This window comes from Stenotrophomonas sp. GD04024 (assembly GCF_029837545.1).
GTDB classification, from domain to species: domain Bacteria; phylum Pseudomonadota; class Gammaproteobacteria; order Xanthomonadales; family Xanthomonadaceae; genus Stenotrophomonas; species Stenotrophomonas forensis.
In genome coordinates, this window is the sequence record NZ_JAOEDV010000051.1 from 1 (window position 1) to 17,351 (window position 17,351).

Annotated in this window: 11 protein-coding genes; 2 read left to right on the plus strand and 9 right to left on the minus strand. The window is 69.0% G+C overall.

The window, feature by feature from the left end; all coding sequences use genetic code 11:
* From N7590_RS15275 to pilG, 7 genes are all read right to left on the minus strand, one after another.
* The coding region (locus tag N7590_RS15275; RefSeq protein WP_279935709.1) for a chemotaxis protein CheW at nucleotides 1-442 on the minus strand (442 nt) is incomplete at its 3' end.
* Nucleotides 439-1,779 carry a chemotaxis protein CheB gene (locus N7590_RS15280; RefSeq protein WP_164241744.1) on the minus strand — a complete coding sequence of 447 codons (1,341 nt, stop codon included), beginning with the start codon at nucleotides 1,777-1,779 and terminating at the stop codon, nucleotides 439-441. The genes N7590_RS15280 and N7590_RS15275, both read right to left, overlap by 4 nt.
* On the minus strand, nucleotides 1,766-8,329 hold the full coding sequence (locus N7590_RS15285) for an Hpt domain-containing protein (RefSeq protein ID WP_164241745.1): 6,564 nt from the start codon (nucleotides 8,327-8,329) through the stop codon (nucleotides 1,766-1,768). Before N7590_RS15285 ends, N7590_RS15280 begins: the two co-directional genes overlap by 14 nt.
* A 100-nt stretch (nucleotides 8,330-8,429) precedes the next feature.
* Complete coding sequence (locus tag N7590_RS15290; RefSeq protein ID WP_164241746.1) at nucleotides 8,430-10,466, minus strand: methyl-accepting chemotaxis protein; 2,037 nt, start codon at nucleotides 10,464-10,466, stop codon at nucleotides 8,430-8,432.
* Between the two features lie 41 nt (nucleotides 10,467-10,507).
* On the minus strand, nucleotides 10,508-11,038 hold the full coding sequence (locus tag N7590_RS15295; protein WP_006464979.1) for a chemotaxis protein CheW: 531 nt from the start codon (nucleotides 11,036-11,038) through the stop codon (nucleotides 10,508-10,510).
* Entirely contained in the window at nucleotides 11,038-11,400 is a 363-nt protein-coding gene (locus N7590_RS15300) for a response regulator (protein WP_005410717.1), read from the minus strand. The genes N7590_RS15295 and N7590_RS15300 overlap by 1 nt, the downstream gene beginning before the upstream one ends.
* 18 nt (nucleotides 11,401-11,418) lie before the next feature.
* A complete protein-coding gene (gene pilG, locus N7590_RS15305; protein WP_005418455.1) occupies nucleotides 11,419-11,820 on the minus strand; it encodes a twitching motility response regulator PilG in 402 nt (133 codons plus the stop codon).
* Between the two features lie 240 nt (nucleotides 11,821-12,060).
* Between pilG and gshB the strand changes: the two genes are divergently transcribed.
* The gene (gshB, locus tag N7590_RS15310; RefSeq protein WP_053450547.1) at nucleotides 12,061-13,008 is read left to right on the plus strand and encodes a glutathione synthase; all 948 of its coding nucleotides are present in this window, start codon (nucleotides 12,061-12,063) and stop codon (nucleotides 13,006-13,008) included.
* On the plus strand, nucleotides 13,008-13,892 hold the full coding sequence (locus N7590_RS15315; RefSeq protein WP_053450548.1) for an energy transducer TonB: 885 nt from the start codon (nucleotides 13,008-13,010) through the stop codon (nucleotides 13,890-13,892). The genes gshB and N7590_RS15315 overlap by 1 nt, the downstream gene beginning before the upstream one ends.
* A 579-nt stretch (nucleotides 13,893-14,471) precedes the next feature.
* Here N7590_RS15315 and tsaB read toward each other — a convergent pair.
* Together tsaB and N7590_RS15325 are read right to left on the minus strand one after the other, a co-directional pair.
* Complete coding sequence (gene tsaB, locus N7590_RS15320) at nucleotides 14,472-15,185, minus strand: tRNA (adenosine(37)-N6)-threonylcarbamoyltransferase complex dimerization subunit type 1 TsaB (protein ID WP_164088090.1); 714 nt, start codon at nucleotides 15,183-15,185, stop codon at nucleotides 14,472-14,474.
* A gap of 9 nt (nucleotides 15,186-15,194) precedes the next feature.
* Nucleotides 15,195-17,240 (minus strand): ATP-dependent DNA helicase, encoded by a 2,046-nt coding sequence (locus tag N7590_RS15325; protein ID WP_164242996.1) that lies wholly within the window; start codon nucleotides 17,238-17,240, stop codon nucleotides 15,195-15,197.
* Nucleotides 17,241-17,351: the final 111 nt, after the last annotated feature.

Consider the following 17,351-nt stretch of genomic DNA (forward strand, 5'->3'; position numbering starts at 1 on the left):
CGGCTTCCAGCGCGTCCAGGTTCGGCAGCAGCGCGCTCTGCTCCCCCAGCAGCACGCGCATGTGCACGATCTGCGGCAGGGTTTCCTCGGAGGCGTCAGCCAGCAGGCCGTCACGCGGCACCGAGATCAGCTGCGGGAAGTTCTGCGTCAGCAGCGCGTAATAGGGACGCTGCGCGTTGCCGGACAGCGCCTTCAGCACCACCACCTTGTTGTGGCCGCCCACGGCTTCCTCGCCCAGCCCGGAAAGCCGCGCGAACGATACCAGTGGCACCTGCCAGCCATGCCAGCCGATCTCGCCGACCAGCCAGCGCGGTGCATCGGCAATCGGCTGCACCGGCACGCGCGACATCATTTCCGCCACCGTAGCGTTGGGCAGCAGCACGCGTTCGCTGCCGGCCTGGATCAGGACGCCGCGGATTTCATCATTGCTGGCGTAGCTCATGGTGCCTCTCCGTTGTCATCCTGCTCACCCCAGCGCGCGGCGATGGCCTGCGCCAGTTCCTGCGGTTCACCGGCAACCATGCCGGCGGCAACGACAGCGGTGGCCGCCGCCGGGTCATAGCAGCCCTCGCCCACCTGCCCGGCCACCCAGGCCCCGGCAGCGGCGAGGTCCAGCGCCGGCCCGACGTGGGCCAGGTCGGCGCCGCTGAGCAGCACCAGCGCGGTGTACTCGGCCGGCAACGCTGCAATCGAGATACCGGCGGCATCGCTGAGGAAATGCAGGCCGTCGCTGGCCGCCTGCACACCGATGTCGTCGGCCAGCACGTGCACTTCACCGGGTACGGCGCGCTGGCCGGCTTCGGCCAGCTGCACCGGCAACGGCGACACGCGTGCCATCTGCTTGACCAGGTTGCCGTAACGACCGCCATCCAGGCGCATGTGCACCAGCACCGGCACGCTCAGCGCAGGTGGCAGCGCACCCAGCAGGCGGCGCAGGGCATCCGGCCCGCCGATACCCGCCAGCACCAGCAGCGAACCGGCGCGCGCGCCGGCCGGTGCCGCAGCATCCAGGTCGACCAGGCTCAGGTGATCGGTATCGAACGAAGGCAACGGCGCTTCCATCGAAGCGCCGTGGGCAGCGGCGGCCGGTGCATCCGCCACGTCATCGACCAGCGACCACGCGGTATGGTCGAAGGACATCGGCGGTGCGGCCGCGGCCACCGGTGCGGCCACCGGAGGCGATGGCAGGGCCGGTGCTTCCAGCGGTTCGGGCAGCACCGGCTGCAACGCAGCCAATGCCTGTTCCAGGGCGACCGGTTCGTGCAGGTGCGCCGGCGGCGAGTACAGGGTGTCAGCCGGCACACCGTCGGCCCAGCTCAGCGCCTGCTCCAGATGCGGTTGCAGGGCTTCTTCCTGCGGCGCCGGGGCCGGTACCGGATGGCCCGGCTCCAGCTGCAGGCTGGGTTCTTCCTCGGCGCCGGGCGGCAGCACCTGCTGGTGACCATGCAGCTTGGCCGCCAGATGCCGGCCCCAGCGCTGCGCGTCCCAGCCATCCCGGCGCGCCGCCAGTTCGGCCTCGTCGAACACCAGGGTCAGGCCCGGCGCGGACAGCACGGGCTCAAGGCGCTCCAGCGCATCCTCGATGGCCGCCTCCAGGGCGATCACCACGATCTGCGGACGGGCATCCTGCAGCAGCTGCGGCTCCAGGCCGTTCGGGTCGTCTTCCAGCACCAGCTGCACATCGGCGTGCGACAGTGCCTCGCGCAGGCGCTCACGCGCCGCACCCGGGCGGGCCAGCAGGGCGACGGCCGGGGCCGGATGGACTTCACTCACGGACACGGGCGATCCCCAGCAGGTCGTACACGTTACGCATCAGGTCCAGTTCCTGGTAAGGCTTGCCCAGGTAGCGCTGGACACCGATCTCGAAGGCGCGCTGGCGGTGCTTGTCGCCGCTGCGCGAGGTGATCATCACGATCGGCACCTCCCTGTAGCGCGGGTCAGCACGCATGGCGGTGGCGAGCTCGTAGCCATCCATGCGCGGCATTTCGATGTCCAGCAGCATCAGGTCGGGCACGCGCTCTTCCAGGCGCTCCAGCGCTTCCACGCCGTCGCGGGCAACGCTGACCTCGAAGTTGTGGCGTTCGAGGATGCGGCCGGTGACCTTTCGCATGGTCAGCGAGTCGTCGACCACCATCACCAGCGGCACCTGGCGCTCCTGGCGCGGTGCGTTGGCCAGCACCGGCAGCGTCGGGTTGGCCAGGAAACGACGCACCAGCGGTGCAACGTCGAGGATCACCACCACGCGGCCATCGCCGGTGATGGTGGCACCGTAGATACCTGGCACCGAAGCAATCTGCAGGCCGACCGGCTTGACCACGATTTCACGGTTGCCCAGCACCTGGTCGATCGCCACGGCGGCACGCAGGTCGCCGGCGCGGACCAGCAGCAGCGGCACCTGGTCCTGGCCGTCGGCACGCGCCGGGGCCTGGCCGACCAGGGTGCCAAGGTCGTACAGCGGGTAGTCTTCGCCGCTGTAGCGGTAGCTGCTGTCGGCCGCTTCAAAGCGCTCGCGCGACAGGCGGCCGATACCACTGACCGAGGCGACCGGCACCGCGAAGGTGGTTTCGCCGATCTGCACGAACACCGCCTGGGTGACGGCCAGCGTCTGCGGCAGGCGCAGGGTGAAGCGCACGCCCTGGCCGCGTACCGACTGGATGTCGACCGAGCCACCGAGCTGGCGGACCTCGTTGCGCACCACGTCCATGCCCACGCCACGGCCCGCCAGCTGGCTGACCTGGTCGGCGGTGGTGAAGCCGGAAGCGAAGATCAGGTTGTCCAGCTCCTGCTCGTTCGGCTGCGCATCGGCGGCCAGCAGGCCACGGTCGATGGCGCGGCGGCGGATCGCTTCGCGGTCCAGGCCGGCGCCGTCGTCGGCCACTTCCAGCACGATTTCCGAACCTTCGCGGTGCAGGCGGATGGCGATCTCGCCTTCCTCCGGCTTGCCGGCGGCGCGGCGCTGTTCCGGTGCTTCCAGGCCATGGGCCACGGAGTTGCGCAGCATGTGCTCCAGCGGCGCGACCATGCGGTCGAGGACGTTGCGGTCCAGTTCGCCGTGGGTGCCTTCCAGGGTCAGGTGAACCTGCTTGCCGGTGTCCAGGCCCGACTGGCGGACCACCCGGCGCAGGCGCGGCACCAGGCCATCGAACGGCACCATGCGCGCGCGCATCAGGCCATCCTGCAGTTCCGAACTGACGCGCGACTGCTGCTGCAGCAGCGAGTCGTACTGGCGCGACAGGTCGTCGAGCACGCCCTGCAGGCCGCCAAGGTCGGCCGCCGATTCGTTCAGTGCGCGGCTCAGCTGCTGCAGCGTGGAGAAGCGGTCCAGCTCCAGCGGATCGAACTTCTGGTCGGCCTGGTCCTGCTCGCGCTGGTAGCGGGCCACGATCTGCGCCTCGGTTTCCAGATCGAGGCGGCGCAGCTGGTCGCGCAGTCGCGCATTGGTGCGCTCCAGTTCGCCCATGGCGCCGCGGAAGGCACCGAGCTGCTGCTCAAGCCGCGAACGGTAGATCGCCACTTCACCGGCGTGGTTGACCAGGCGGTCGAGCAGGTCGGCGCGCACGCGCACCTGTTCCTGCTGCGGTCGCGCCAGCGGGTCTTCTTCGACCATGCCTTCGATCGGCAGCGGTGCCGACAGAGGAGCGTCGACCACGGCGGTCGACGGGCTGTCTGCCGGCGCGGGTACGCTCTGGCCCACGCTGACCGCGTGGACGGCCGCGGCGGCGGCGGCGATATCGGTGGTGGTGCGGACGTCGAAGGCGTCGACCAGGTCCTGCGCCGGCTCGACCACGCGATGGGCACCGGTACGGGTGAGCAGCTGGTGCAGGCGATCGAAGCCACGTTCCAGCAGCTGCACGTCACGGCGCTCGATCTCGGTGCGGCCGGCGGCCACCGCTTCCAGCAACGATTCGATGCTGTGGCCAAGGTCGCCGATGGCATTGATGCCGGCCATGCGTGCGCCACCCTTCAGGGTATGCAGGTCGCGCTGCAGGCCGGCCAGCACCTCGCGGTCCTGCGGCGCATCGCGCAGTTCGCTGATCAGGCCATCGCAATGATCCAGCAGGTCCTTGCCTTCCTCGACGAAGATGTCGACCAGCTCGCGGTCATACACGCTGAAGTCGAGTGCCTCGGCGCTGTCCGTGCCTTCTTCCCCGTCAACCGCTTCAACATGGACCGGTGCGCTGGGCACGAGGTCGATCTCGACCGGCTCGACGTCGGCAGGCACGGTGGCCTGGCCCGGTGCTTCTTCGAGTTCGAAGAAGCGCACCGGCGCGGCGACATCCACCGCGGGGTGCCCATCCACCGTCGCCGGGGACGGCTGGTCGGCGCTCTCTCCTTCACCGACCGCCGCCTCCCCGCCGACGTCCGCATCCTCGGCAAAGGCGTACGCCTCGCCTGGCGCGAGTTCGCTGGCCTGGAGGCCGAGCACGGGCCACTGCCCGTCGTCGTCCAGGGTCTGCTCTTCGTCGATCACGTGCAGGCCGGCCTCGAGCGCGGCTGCCAGTGTGACCGGTTCTGCAAAACCCGGCGCAGCCATTTCATCCTGCAGGCTCGACAGCCCGCTGTCGAGTGGCAGTGCAGCAGCTTCGTCGATGAAGCGGTCTTCGCTGTCCAGTCCGTCGGCGGACGACTGCGTATTCAGGTCGATTGCGACAGCTTCTGCGACCACAGGCAGTTCATCGGCGTCGCGGTCATCCACCGGCAGCGCGCTGGCGTCGAGGTACGGCGACAGATCGTCTGCAGCGGTCAGGTCGGCTTCGGCGTCCGGCGCCGGTGCGTCGTCCGCTTCGGCCACTGCTGCAAGCGGCGCATGCTCGACCGGCTGGATCGATTCAATCGACCCGATATCCACACTGGCTGCGTCGCCCTCAGCCGGCACCGCCGGCCATCCGGCATCGAAGTAGCGCGACAGATCATCGCTGCCGGTCAGCTCAGCGGCATCCAGGCCCGCGCCGATCGCGTCCGTGCTCTCCGCTGCCTGCACTTCGGCAGCACGCGGTTCCAGCACCGGCTCGTCAGCTTCGGCTGCGGCAGCATCCGGCACCTCGGCAGCCTGCGCATCGGCTGCGGCGCCAGACGCTGCTTCGGCCTCCAGCGCCAGATCGTCGTCTTCGTCTTCCAGCCCGACCATCGGCCAGCGCGCTTCCGGCAGTTCGCCGGCCAGCGCCTGCAGGCGCTGCACCAGTGCTTCCTGCGGTGCAATCCGCGGCTGCTCGGCCTGCAAGGCTTCCATGGTCGCGGTGATCGCCTGCGCGGTCGCGTCCAGCGCGGCCACGCCTTCGTCACCCGGCACCACATCGGCGGCCAGTGCACGCTTGATGTAGGACTCGGCGCCGCCGGTGACGGCGGTGATTTCCGGCACTTCGGTCATCGCGAAGGCGCCATTCATGGTGTGCACCGCGCGCAGCAGCGCGTCGCTGACCGGCTGCGGTGCCTGCTGCGCCGAAAGCAGCCAGCCCTGCAGGGTCGCCTGGTGCACTTCCACTTCGGCTTCGAGGATCTCGCGCAGCACGCTGTCGATGTTGGCGGGCGTGCCCACAGCCTCGGGTGCCGCCTCAGCGTCGGTGTGTACCGATGCAATCGCTTCGGCTTCGAGAATGCGGCTGATCTCGTCCTCGCCTTCGGCCTCGGTCTCGAGCACGGGTGCCACCGGTGCAGCTGCAACCGGCAGCGGCACGTAGTAGGTCTCTTCACCGGCGCCGACACGATCGGCAATGGCCTGCATGGCCTGCAGGTCCACGCTGATGCGCTGGCCGTGGCGCAGCGCGGCGTTCAGCTGCGGCAGCGCGGCATGCGCGTTGTCGACCATGGCCAGCACCGCCGGCGAGGCCGGGCGGCTGCCATCGAGCACCCGGTTGAGCATGCCCTCGATCTTCCACGCGAACTCGCCCAGGGTGCGTGCACCGACCAGGCGGCCACTGCCCTTGAGGGTGTGGAAGATGCGGCGGATCGGCCGCAGCCGGTCCATGTTGTCCGGCTGCATGCGCCATGCCGGCAGCAAGGTGCCGAGATTGGCCAGTTCGTCGTCGAACTCTTCCAGGAACACCTCGCGGATGTCCTCGTCGATGTTCTCGGCGTCATCGTCGAAGCCTGCTTCGAAGCCGGCCTCGGCATCCGTCGCAACGGACGCTTCGGCAACGGTCGGTGCAGCCACGGCCTGCGGATTGAAGTCTGCGGCGGCCGCGCTCAGCTCGGCGAAGAACTGCGCGTCGGCTTCGCTGAAATCGATTGGTGCGATGGTGTCGATGTCGATCACCGAGACCGCGGGTGCATCCACAGGCGCGGCGTCCAGTCCGGCAACCGCCGGAGCCTCGTCCGCCACCGTTGCCGGGCTGGCGTCGACGACTTCCAGCGACGGGTGCAGCCCGGCATCGTCGTCCAGCGACAGCGTCTCCATCGCATGCAGCGACAGCACATCATCGGCGTTGTCCAACGCGTCGGCGTCGAAGCGGAACACCACGTCGTCGTGCGCCGCCACAGCGTCGTGCTCGGCGGCCACCGGATCGAACACCGGCGCGGCATACGCATCGGCGTCGATTCCTGCCGTCGCGTCTGCGTCCTCGTCGGCGTCGACAGCGACCGCATCCGCCCGTGCCGACGGCACGGCCTCCGAAAGCGTCCACTGTGCCGCAGCGCCCTGCCCTGCATCGTCCTGTTCGAAGCTGACCGGATCAAAGCTGGCAAAGGTCGGGCTGCGCTCATCATCGGCAGATGCGAGCGGGTCGGCATCCGGATGGAACGGCGCAAGATCCCATTGCGGGACGTCGGGTGCGGGCGCACTGGAAGCGGCAAAGACCAGCGGTGCCTCCGCGTCGTCCTGCAACGACAGCGGCGCGGTAGCGGCGTCGATCGCGGCGGAGCCCAGCGCACCGAACATCAGGCGGTTGTCGACAACCTCTGGCGCGGGTGCGACCGGTGACGGATCGAAAGTGAAGTCCGGCAGCGGCACCGGCACGGTGCCTGCCGCAGGCGCGGCCGGCTGCACCGGAATCTCGATGCGCTCCGGCTGCAGGGCCTCGGCCTGCAGCGCAACCGGCTCACGTTCGACCGGCTGTGCCGCGAACGGTGCCGGCTCGACCGCGTTGCGGTCCGGCAGCGGCCAGTAGCGCAGCGCCTCGAGGCTGCTGCGGGTGATGTCGAGGATGTCCTCACGACCCGGACGACGGTCGCGCAGGGCTTCCAAGTAGTACTCCAGGCTGGCCATGGCGTCGGCCAGGGTGTCCAGCTGACGACCGCTGGGCACGCGCTGGCGCCCGATCAACTCGGCCTCGATGTACTGCTGCACACCGCGCAGGTAGTCGGCCGCCGTGCCCAGGTCGAGCATGCGCAGTGCGCCGGCCACATCGCCCAGCAGGCGCGGCACGTCCTGCAGCTCGGCATGGTTCCAGCTGGTTTCGATGAAGGCGACGAAGTGTTCGCGCGCCGCCGCGAAGTTGGCGATCGCTTCGTGCGCCAGCACTTCCACCGTGCGCCGGTTCTCGACCGCGCTCGGGTCGTCCTCGCCACTGCCGCCGGCGCCCAGATGGGCCACCTGGTCGTCCAGCGAGGCGTCCACGTAGAGCAGCGCGCCGGCAATATCCAGCAGCAGGTTCTCGTCGATCTGCTGGCGGCCCTCGACCACGCCGCGCAACGCGTCGCGCTGCTGCACGACCACGCCACGGGCCACGCCCAGGCCCATCATGCCCAGGGTATCGGCCACCGCGCCCAGTTCGTTGGCCTGGGTCTGCAGCTGCTCCGGTGCACCGCCGGTACGCAGGTGCAGATCCAGCGCATCCTTGATGCGCAGCAGTTCTTCCTTCACCGCGCTGCCGACGGTATCCAGCAGTTCGCGGTTGCGTCCGCTAAGGCTGCCACGGGCATGGTCCAGCTCGGCCTCGGTGGCGGTGACGCTGTCCGGTGCGAACGCCAGCAACACGCTGTCGTGCACGCCGTCCTCGCCACGCGCGGCGCGGATCTCGTTGAGCAGCGGCATCAGCACGATCGGAATATCGCGGTGGCCGTTCTGCAGGCGTTCCAGGTAATCGGGCAGCAGCACGCTGCCGCGCATCAGCGTCGCGCAGGCTTCGTCACGATCAGCGACGCGGCCAGCACCAATGGCATTGGCCAGCTGTTCAAGCTCTTCGGCCACCATCGCCGGGGCGTACAGCTCGACCATGCGCAGGGTGCCCTGCACCTGGTGCAGGAAGCCGGCGCAGATGCGCATGCGGCTGGCATCGCTGGGGTCTTCCGCGTAGTACTCGACCTCGTTGCGCACCTGGCGCAGGGTCTCGTCCAGCTCGGGCTTGACCCAGCCCAGCGCCGCGTGGCTCATCGCATCGCGCAGACTGCTCATGGACGCGCTCCGGTCGCCGCCGCGCGGGGGCCGCGCGAATTCTGGCGTGGGAAATGGAAATGCTTCATCGAGGGGTTCCTTGCTCGCCGCCCTGCCCGCGTCACGCCGGCAGCTTGAAGTCGGCGACCGAACGACGCAGGTCGGCCGCCAGCTGCGCCAGGTGGCCGATCGATTCGGCGGTCTGCCCGGCACCCTGCGAGGTCTGGCCGGTGATCTGCCGGATCACGCCCATGGTGCGGGTGATGTCCGAGGCCGCCGCGGACTGCTGCTGGGCGGCGATGGAGATGTTCTTGATGAGGGTGTTCAGTGCATTGGACACGCGCTCGATCTCGGTCAGCGCTGTGCCCGCATCCTCAGCCAGGCGCGCACCGGACACCACTTCGGCGGTGGTCTGCTCCATCGAGGTGACCGCTTCGTTGGTGTCGGCCTGGATCGCCTGCACCAGGTTTTCGATGCGTCGGGTCGCACCCGAGGTACGTTCTGCCAGGCGCTGCACTTCGTCGGCCACGACCGCGAAACCGCGACCGGCCTCGCCCGCCGAGGCGGCCTGCACGGCGGCGTTCAACGCCAGGATGTTGGTCTGCTCGGAAATGTCGTTGATCAGTTCCACGATCGAGCCGATTTCCTGCGACGACTCGCCCAGGCGCTTGATGCGCTTGGAGGTTTCCTGGATCTGGTCGCGGATCTGGTCCATGCCCTGGATGGTCTCGCGTACCACGCCGGCACCCTCGGCGGCGATCACCACCGAGCGCTGTGCCACGTCGGCCGATTCGGCCGAGTTGCGCGACACCTGCTCGATGCTCGCCGCGATTTCGCCGATGCGGTCCGAAGCCGAGGTGATCTGGTTGGCCTGGTGGCCCGCCGCCTCTGCCAGCTGCATGGCGGTCGCCTGGGTCTCCTGGGTAGACAGCGCGACCTTGGCCGAGGTGTCGTTGATGGTGGTCACCAGGTGGCGCAGTTCGTCGACCGCGTAATTGATTGCGTCGGCGATGGCGCCGGTCATGTCCTCGGTCACCGAGGCCTTCACCGTCAGGTCGCCCTCGCCGAGCGAGGAGATTTCATCCAGCAGGCGCATGATCGCCTGCTGGTTGCGGCTGTTGAACTCCACCTGGGTCTGGTAGCGCAGTTCCTGCTCGCGCGAGCGGCTGCGCACGTTGGTGGAAACGAAGCCGATGATCGCGATCAGCGACAGCGCGCCGGACACCACGCCGATCCAGAAATTCGGGAACAGGCGGGTATCGGACACCGAGCCGAACGAGGAGAACGCTTCGAACAGCTTGCGGCTGTCATCCAGCATGTGCGCCGAACCCTGGCCCAGCGCGGTGGCGGCCGACTGCGCGGCGAACAGCTGACGCGAGCTGGCCAGGATCGCATCGGCGTCCTGCTTCATCGCCTCCCACTTCTGCTGCGATTGTTCCAGCGCGGCGATGGCGGCGGCACCGCGTACGGCGGTGACGCCCAGTTCGTCGTTGCCGTTGCGCAGGCCGTCGAGCACCTGCGAGAACACGGTGATGTCGCGGGCCAGCGCGTCACCGGCGGTGGCCGCGGCGCTGCCACCGGCCCGCATTTCAGTCACGCGGCGGGCCATCGAACCGGCCACCACCACCTGCTGCAGTGCGCTGTACACCTGCGCCGACGGTGCGCCGGAGGCGGACATCGCACGCACCAGCTCGTTCAGCTGGGCCTGCAGGCCCGGCACTGCGCCGGTGAAGTTGTTGGCGTTGCCGGCCAGGGCCAGCACCGCCGGCTCGCTGGCAACCAGCTGCCCGGCCTGCTTGCCCAGCGGCGCCCAGGTCTCGCCCAGCGTGGCAATGGCACCGGACACGCCCGGCTCCTTGCCGTAGCGCCCCTGCAGGGTCGACACGTTCTGCTCGATCGCGTTGCGGGTCGCCTTGAAGGCGGTGAACGCCTGCGCGTTGCCGCCGACGGCGTCACGGCCCTGGTTGGCCAGCTGCTGTGACAGCACCTGCAGGTCGGCAGCCTTGGAACCGGCGTCCGCCAGGCGGCTGCCTTGCCAGGTGGCGACGCCGGTGTTGACGCCGAACAGGATCATCGATGCCAGCAGCAGGAACAGCCAGAGGTTGCTGCCGCCCAGCCGCAGCTTGCCGGATTTGGTGGCGTCCGAAGCAGTACTCATCGTTCAACCTCGATCTTCAATGCAGGGGGCGATGCCCGGCCTCAGGCCGCGGCTTGCCGGAATTCAGGGGTACGCGACAGCAGCGAGAGCGAGAACACGCCCCAGTCGTGGCCGTCGGCATGGAAGGCGCGATCGACGAAATGGCCGTAGCGCCCTTCGGCCAGCGTGCCGGCCGCGATCTGCTGGTCGAGCTCGAAGCTGCGCTGGCCGAACAGTTCATCGATGGTCAGCGCGACGTCGCCGCCGGCCTGGCGCATGATCAGCACGCGCTGGCCTTCCTGCTGCACGGTGCGTGTGCCTTCCAGGAAGTACTTCAGGTCGACCACCGGAAACAGGTTGCCGCGCAGGTTGCCCACGCCCAGCAGCCACGGCTGTGCACACGGCACCGGGGTCACCGGCGGCATCGGCACGATTTCCACCACTTCGCGGAAATCGGATACCAGCCGGCGCTGGCCGACGCGGTAACCGACGCCACGCCACAGGTCCAGGGCGAACTGCCGTTCGGGCAGCTGCACCGCGTGGGCCAGGCTGCGCCGTTCGTAGGCCTCAAGGATGTCGAAGGGCGAGCGCATCAGGCCACCAGTTCGTTGATCCGCGCGATCAGTTCATCCTCGCGCGGCGGCTTGACGATGTAGTCGGCCGCGCCCTGGCGCAGGCCCCACGCCTTGTCGGTTTCCATCGCCTTGGTACTGACGATGATCACCGGGATATGCTTGATCGCCGCGTCGCGGGCCATGGCCCGGGTCGCCTGGAAGCCGCTCATGCCGGGCAGCACCACGTCCATCAGCACCAGCTGCGGCACCTGGTCGCGGACCAGCTGCAGTCCATCCTCGGCGTTGTCCGCTTCCAGCACTTCATGGCCGGCACGGCGCAGCCACTGGGTGAACACCGCGCGGTCGGTCGGTGAATCCTCGATCAGAACGATACGAGCCATTGTGCCTTTCCCCCCTGGTCAGGCGTTGACGTATGTGCGGATGGCACCCAGCAGTTCTTCACGCGTGAAAGGCTTGGTCAGGTATTGCTCCGAGCCGACGATGCGTCCCCGCGCCTTGTCGAACAGGCCGTCCTTGGACGACAGCATGATCACCGGGGTCGCCTTGAACAGCTGGTTGCCCTTGATCAGCGCACACGTCTGGTACCCGTCCAGGCGCGGCATCATGATGTCGACGAAGATGATCTGCGGTTGCTGGTCTGCGATCTTGGCAAGCGCTTCGAAGCCGTCGGTGGCGGTGACCACCTCGCAGCCTTCGCGCTTGAGCAGCGTTTCCGCAGTCCTGCGGATGGTCTTCGAATCATCGATGACCATCACCCGGAGTCCTGCGAGTTCCCCGCCCGCAGTCGTGTTTTCAGTCATTGCCTATCCCCAAGCGCACGGCCCGTTCTCTGGCGGGGGCCGCTACGAAAGCGTATCTATATCGCACTTTCCGCGCCCGCTTCAAGGCCGGCCCACCGCGCAGGGGGTGGCGGCCGGCTGAACGTGACGGGGTTCGCAATGATTGCGCTGCCGCCGGGCGGACGCTGCGTTGCAGTGCGGCAGGGAGGCGCGCGGCCGGCGTTGCCGCTACCATCAACGCCTTGCCTGACAGGTGCGCCCATGCCGTTGAACGTCATCGTGGTGATGGACCCCATCGCCCACATCAAGATCGCCAAGGACACCACTTTCGCCATGCTGCTGGAAGCCCAGCGCCGCGGCCATGCCCTGCACTACGTGCGCCCGGGCGGCCTGGCCCTGGAAGGGGGTGTGGCGGTGGCCCAGACCGCGCCGCTGCAGGTGCGCGACGACCCGTCCGGCTGGTACGAGCTGGGCACGTTCAGCCGTACCGAGTTCGGCCCCGGCCAGATCGTACTGATGCGCAAGGACCCGCCGGTCGACGCCGAGTACATCTACGACACCCAGGTGCTGGACGTGGCGGCTGCCGCCGGCGCCTGCGTGGTCAACAACCCGCAGGGCCTGCGCGACTACAACGAGAAGCTGGCCGCCCTGCTGTTCCCGCAGTGCTGCCCGCCGACCCTGGTCAGCCGAGACGCCAAGGCGCTGAAAGCGTTCGCGCTGGAACACGGCCAGGCCGTGCTGAAGCCGCTGGACGGCATGGGCGGCCGCTCGATCTTCCGCAGCGGCCAGGGCGATCCGAACCTGAACGTGATTTTGGAAACGCTGACCGACGGCGGCCGCAAGCTGGCGCTGGCCCAGAAGTTCATTCCCGACATCACGGCCGGCGACAAGCGCATCCTGCTGGTCGACGGCGAGCCGGTCGACTACTGCCTGGCACGCATTCCGCAGGGCGACGAGTTCCGCGGCAACCTGGCCGCCGGCGGCCGTGGCGAAGGCCGTCCGCTGAGCGAGCGCGACCGCTGGATCGCCGCCCAGGTCGGCCCGGAGATGAAGCGCCGTGGCATGCGCTTCGTCGGCCTGGACGTGATTGGCGATTACCTGACCGAAGTCAACGTGACCAGCCCGACCTGCGTGCGCGAGCTGGATGCCCAGTACGGCCTGAACATTGCCGGCACCCTGTTCGACGCGCTCGAGGCCGGCCTGCGCTGATGGCTGCCGCACCTGCCGTGCTGCCCCCGCCACCGCGCGAAGCGCAGCGGCTGGGAGCGACCATCGCGCTGTCGGTCGTGGTGCACGCCCTGCTGATCCTGGGCGTGGGCTTTGCGGTGAAGGGCGATGCGCCGTTGGTGCCGACGCTGGAGGTGATCTTCAGCCAGACCCGCACCGCGCTGACCCCGAAGCAGGCCGACTTCCTTGCCGCGGCCAGCCAGGAAGGCGGTGGTGAGCACGACCGTGCGCAGCGCCCGCGCGACAACCAGGCCGGCATCGTGCCGCAGGCCCAGGCCGGGGTGAGCCCGGTGCCGCAGCAGCAACAATCGGCCGCGCCGGCTCCGCCGCCGCAGGCACGCGTGGTCAGCAGCCGCAATGGCCAGGACACGGTGGCGCAGGCGCAGGCGCGGCCCACGCCGGAGCAGCCCGAACCGGATGCGCCGCTGAGCGCACGTGAGCAGCGCGACGTGGAAATGGCGCGACTGGCGGCCGAGGTGCACCTGCGTTCGGCGCAGTACGCCAAGCGCCCGAACCGCAAGTTCGTGTCGGCCAGCACGCGGGAATATGCCTATGCCAATTACCTGCGTGCGTGGGTCGACCGTGCCGAGCGGGTGGGCAACCTGAACTATCCGGACGAGGCCCGGCAGCGCCGCCTCGGTGGCCAGGTGGTGATCAGCGTGGGCGTGCGCCGCGATGGCAGCGTGGAGAGCAGCCGGATCCTGCGTTCGAGCGGCACGCCCTTGCTGGATGAGGCGGCGCTGCGGGTGGTGAAGCTGGCGCAGCCGTTCCCGCCGTTGCCGAAGACAGACGATGCGATCGACATCCTGCAGGTCACCCGCACGTGGGTATTCCTGCCCGGTGGCACCCTGCACGACGATCGATAGGGTTTTGCTGCCCGGGCCTGCGGCCCGGGACCCGCTGCGAAGCAAAGTCAACGTCAACGTCAACGTCAACAGCAGCGGTCGGGATGTTGGGCTTGGCGGGGCGGTGTGGGCTTGCAGGACACGCCGTGAACCCCCCTCCGGGGTCCGGCCCAGCCGCTGGCGGCTGGGCGTTCGGGCGCTTGCGAAGCAGTGCTTCGCAAGCAAAGCGCCCTCACCCATGGGGGCTCGATGGCGCCATCCATGGCGCCAACGGTCCTGCAAGCCCACACCGCCCCACCGCTGACAGATCCCGGCGCATCGCGTCCCGCTCCGCTGTTGGTAGGTGTCGACCTTGGTCGACACACATCCACGCCACGCGTGGATGCGAGCGAAGCGACCCGCTTTTGACTTTGATTTTTTTTGATTTTCCGTGGCGGACGCACACGGAAACTGTCCGTGGCCGGGCGGGTGGGCTGCGCAGGGGCGTGAGCCGCATGGATGCGGCGACCGAGCTTACATGGATGTACTTGCAGCGCCCCCTGCGCAGCCCACCCGCCCGGCCAAACCACGGCATGTGCCTTCGCGCCCGCCACGAGGGGCTCAGCCGTTGGCCTTCGCCTTCGCCTCGCGCGCGGCCTGCTGCTCGACCAGGGTCAGCGCCACGTTGTCGCGCAGGTACGCCGGTTCGACCTTCTCCGGTGCAATGGCCTCACCGCGCGCGAAGGCCGGTACCGCCAGCGCCAGCACATCCGACGCACGCGGTAGTGCAGTGGCATCAAAACCGCGCAGGCCCGCCCCCAGTTGTGCCACCAGAGCGCCTTCGGTCGCGCCGAACCCGGTACCGACGCCGTAGGCCGACAGCCCTTCCGGCAACGCCACCGCAGCCGGTGCGCACACGCGCTCGGCATCGCATGCAACCGGCAGGCCGTCCACGCGTTCGAAGCGTGCGACATACAGTTCGCCCATCCGCGCATCGATCGCCGACAGGATCTGCGTTTCTTCTGCCGGCGCCCGCAGCGCCAGCACCTGCAGCGTCGACACCGGCAGCAGCGGGCGGTCCAGCGCCAGCGCGATGCCCTGGGCAATGGCGATGGCCAGGCGCACGCCAGTGAACGCACCGGGGCCGCGGCTGAGCGCGATGCCATCCAGCTGGCGGCGGCTGATGCCGGCTTCGGCCAGCAGCGCCTCCGCCCACGGCAGGCTCAGCTCGGCATGCCGGCGCGGGGCGATCTCGAAACGTTCCAGCACCTGCCCATCGACATGCAGGGCAACGGAACAGGCTTCGGTGGCGGTTTCAAAGGCGAGCAGTTTCATCGGATCAGGTCAGAACAGGGGGAACGTGGCGCCGGGCGCCAGATCCGGGCCCGCCGCAGCGGTGGCCGGAACGGCATCATCGGCCACGGGTGCCCATTGTGGCGTAAAGAAGGCCTGCACATCGGCCAGGCTGCGGGTACGGCGGAACGGCGGCAGCGAATCGAGGAAGACCCGGCCATAGCCGCGGTTGAGCAGGCGCGGATCGCACAGCACCAGCACCCCGCGGTCGCTCTCGCTGCGGATCAGGCGACCGACGCCCTGCTTCAGCGCGATCACCGCCTGCGGCAGCTGCTCGTCGCGGAACGGGTTGCCGCCCTGGCTGCGGATCGCCTCCAGCCGCGCCTCGTACACCGGGTCGTCCGGAGCGGCGAAGGGCAGCTTGTCGATCATCACCACGCTCAACGCTTCGCCGACCACGTCCACGCCCTCGCGGAAACTGGCCGAGCCGAGCAGCACGCCATTGCCCGATTCGCGGAAGCGCTGCAGCAGGGTCGCGCGCGGTGCCTCGCCCTGCACGAACAACGGCCACGGCCCGTCGCGCAGCGCTTCGGCGGCCTCGCGCAGGGCGCGATGCGACGCGAACAGCAGGAATGCCCTGCCCTGCGACGCCTGCAGCACCGGCCGCAGGGCCTGGATCAACGCAGTGCCGAAGCCACGCGCGGCCGGATCGGGCAGGCCTTCGGGCAGGTAGCACAACGCCTGCTCGGGCCAGTTGAACGGGCTCGGCTGGACCAGGGTGTGCGGATCGTCCAGGCCCAGCCGCGTCGCGATGTGATCAAAGCCACCGCCTACGGTCAGCGTAGCCGAGGTGAAGATCCATGCCGCCCGGCTGCGTTCACGGTGCTCGCGCAGCGGCCCGGACACATCCATCGGCGTGCGCTGGCAGCGGAAACCACGCGGGGTGAGCTCGTACCAGAGCACATCCGCCGCACCCGCCACGTCCGCAGCGTCGGTGTCGAAATCCAGGCTGGGCTCATCATCGCCCAGCCAGCGGCTGAGCCGCGAGACCGCTTCGCGCGCCCGCGCATGGCAGGCATCCAGGCCAGCGGCGGCTTCGCGCAGCGGTTGCAGTGCCTGCTCCAGCGTCATCAGCCCCGCCATCACCGTATCGAAGCCGTCGCGCACCTGTGGCATTGCCAGTGCGCGCCACTGCGTGCCGCGCGATGGCAGGCCATCCATCGCTACACGCAACGCCAGCAGCGCCTGCTGCAACTGGTCGACCGGTTCCTGCAAGGCCGACTGCGCACCGCCCACGCCACGCGCTTCGGCCAGGCAGTCGCGGCCCAGTTCCTGCCACGGGCGCATGCCGAACCCCTCGCCGAAGAACTGCGCGGCCAACTCGGGCAACTGATGCGCCTCGTCGATGACGAACGCCTGCGCCCCCGGCAGCAGTTCGCCGAAGCCATCCTGCTTCAATGCCAGGTCCGCCAGCAGCAGGTGATGGTTGACCACCACCACATCGGCCGCCTGCGCACGTTGCCGCGCACGCACCACGAAGCAGTCGTCCCAGAACGGGCAGTCGGTGCCCAGGCAGTTGTCGACGGTGGAGGTGACCATCGGCAGCAGTGGTGAGTCGTCGGCCAGCCCGTCGAGCTCGGCGATGTCACCGAACTCGGAACGACCGGACCAGGCCAGGATGCGCTGGAACTGCGCCGCCTGCTCGGGGCTGGAAAACCGCGGCTCACCACGCGCCTGCTGCAGGCGATAACGGCACAGGTAGTTCGCACGCCCCTTCAGCAGCGCGCTGCGCAGGCCGACGCCGAGCGCCTGGCGCACGCGTGGCAGATCGCGGTGGTAGAGCTGGTCCTGCAGCGCGCGGGTACCGGTGGAGATGATGGTACGCAGCCCGGACAGCAGCACCGGCACCAGGTAGGCGAAGGTCTTGCCGGTACCAGTACCGGCCTCGGCCAGCAGCAGATCGCGCTGCTGCAACGCATCGGCGATGGCTTCGGTCAGGCGCAACTGCGCCGGACGCGGGACGAAGGCGTCCAGGTGCGAGGCGAGCGCGCCGCCGTCGCTGAGGGCTTCGCGGCTGGCATGGACAAGATCGGACATCAGAAGGAAAGGATACCCGGCCGGGCGCTGCCCGGCACCCGTTTCAAGCCAGAGCACAAGCAGCGGCAACGGCAACGTCGCTTGTTCATGGCTCTGGGTTTCTACGTGCTG

Bases quoted from the DNA above. Each gene is read 5' to 3' on its own strand.
- N7590_RS15285 (WP_164241745.1), bottom strand. From the start codon at position 8,329: ATGAGCAGTCTGCGCGATGCGATGAGCCACGCGGCGCTGGGCTGGGTC.
- N7590_RS15290 (WP_164241746.1), bottom strand. From the start codon at position 10,466: ATGAGTACTGCTTCGGACGCCACCAAATCCGGCAAGCTGCGGCTGGGC.
- N7590_RS15295 (WP_006464979.1), bottom strand. From the start codon at position 11,038: ATGCGCTCGCCCTTCGACATCCTTGAGGCCTACGAACGGCGCAGCCTG.
- N7590_RS15300 (WP_005410717.1), bottom strand. From the start codon at position 11,400: ATGGCTCGTATCGTTCTGATCGAGGATTCACCGACCGACCGCGCGGTG.
- pilG (WP_005418455.1), bottom strand. From the start codon at position 11,820: ATGACTGAAAACACGACTGCGGGCGGGGAACTCGCAGGACTCCGGGTG.
- gshB (WP_053450547.1), top strand. From the start codon at position 12,061: ATGCCGTTGAACGTCATCGTGGTGATGGACCCCATCGCCCACATCAAG.
- N7590_RS15315 (WP_053450548.1), top strand. From the start codon at position 13,008: ATGGCTGCCGCACCTGCCGTGCTGCCCCCGCCACCGCGCGAAGCGCAG.
- tsaB (WP_164088090.1), bottom strand. From the start codon at position 15,185: ATGAAACTGCTCGCCTTTGAAACCGCCACCGAAGCCTGTTCCGTTGCC.
- N7590_RS15325 (WP_164242996.1), bottom strand. From the start codon at position 17,240: ATGTCCGATCTTGTCCATGCCAGCCGCGAAGCCCTCAGCGACGGCGGC.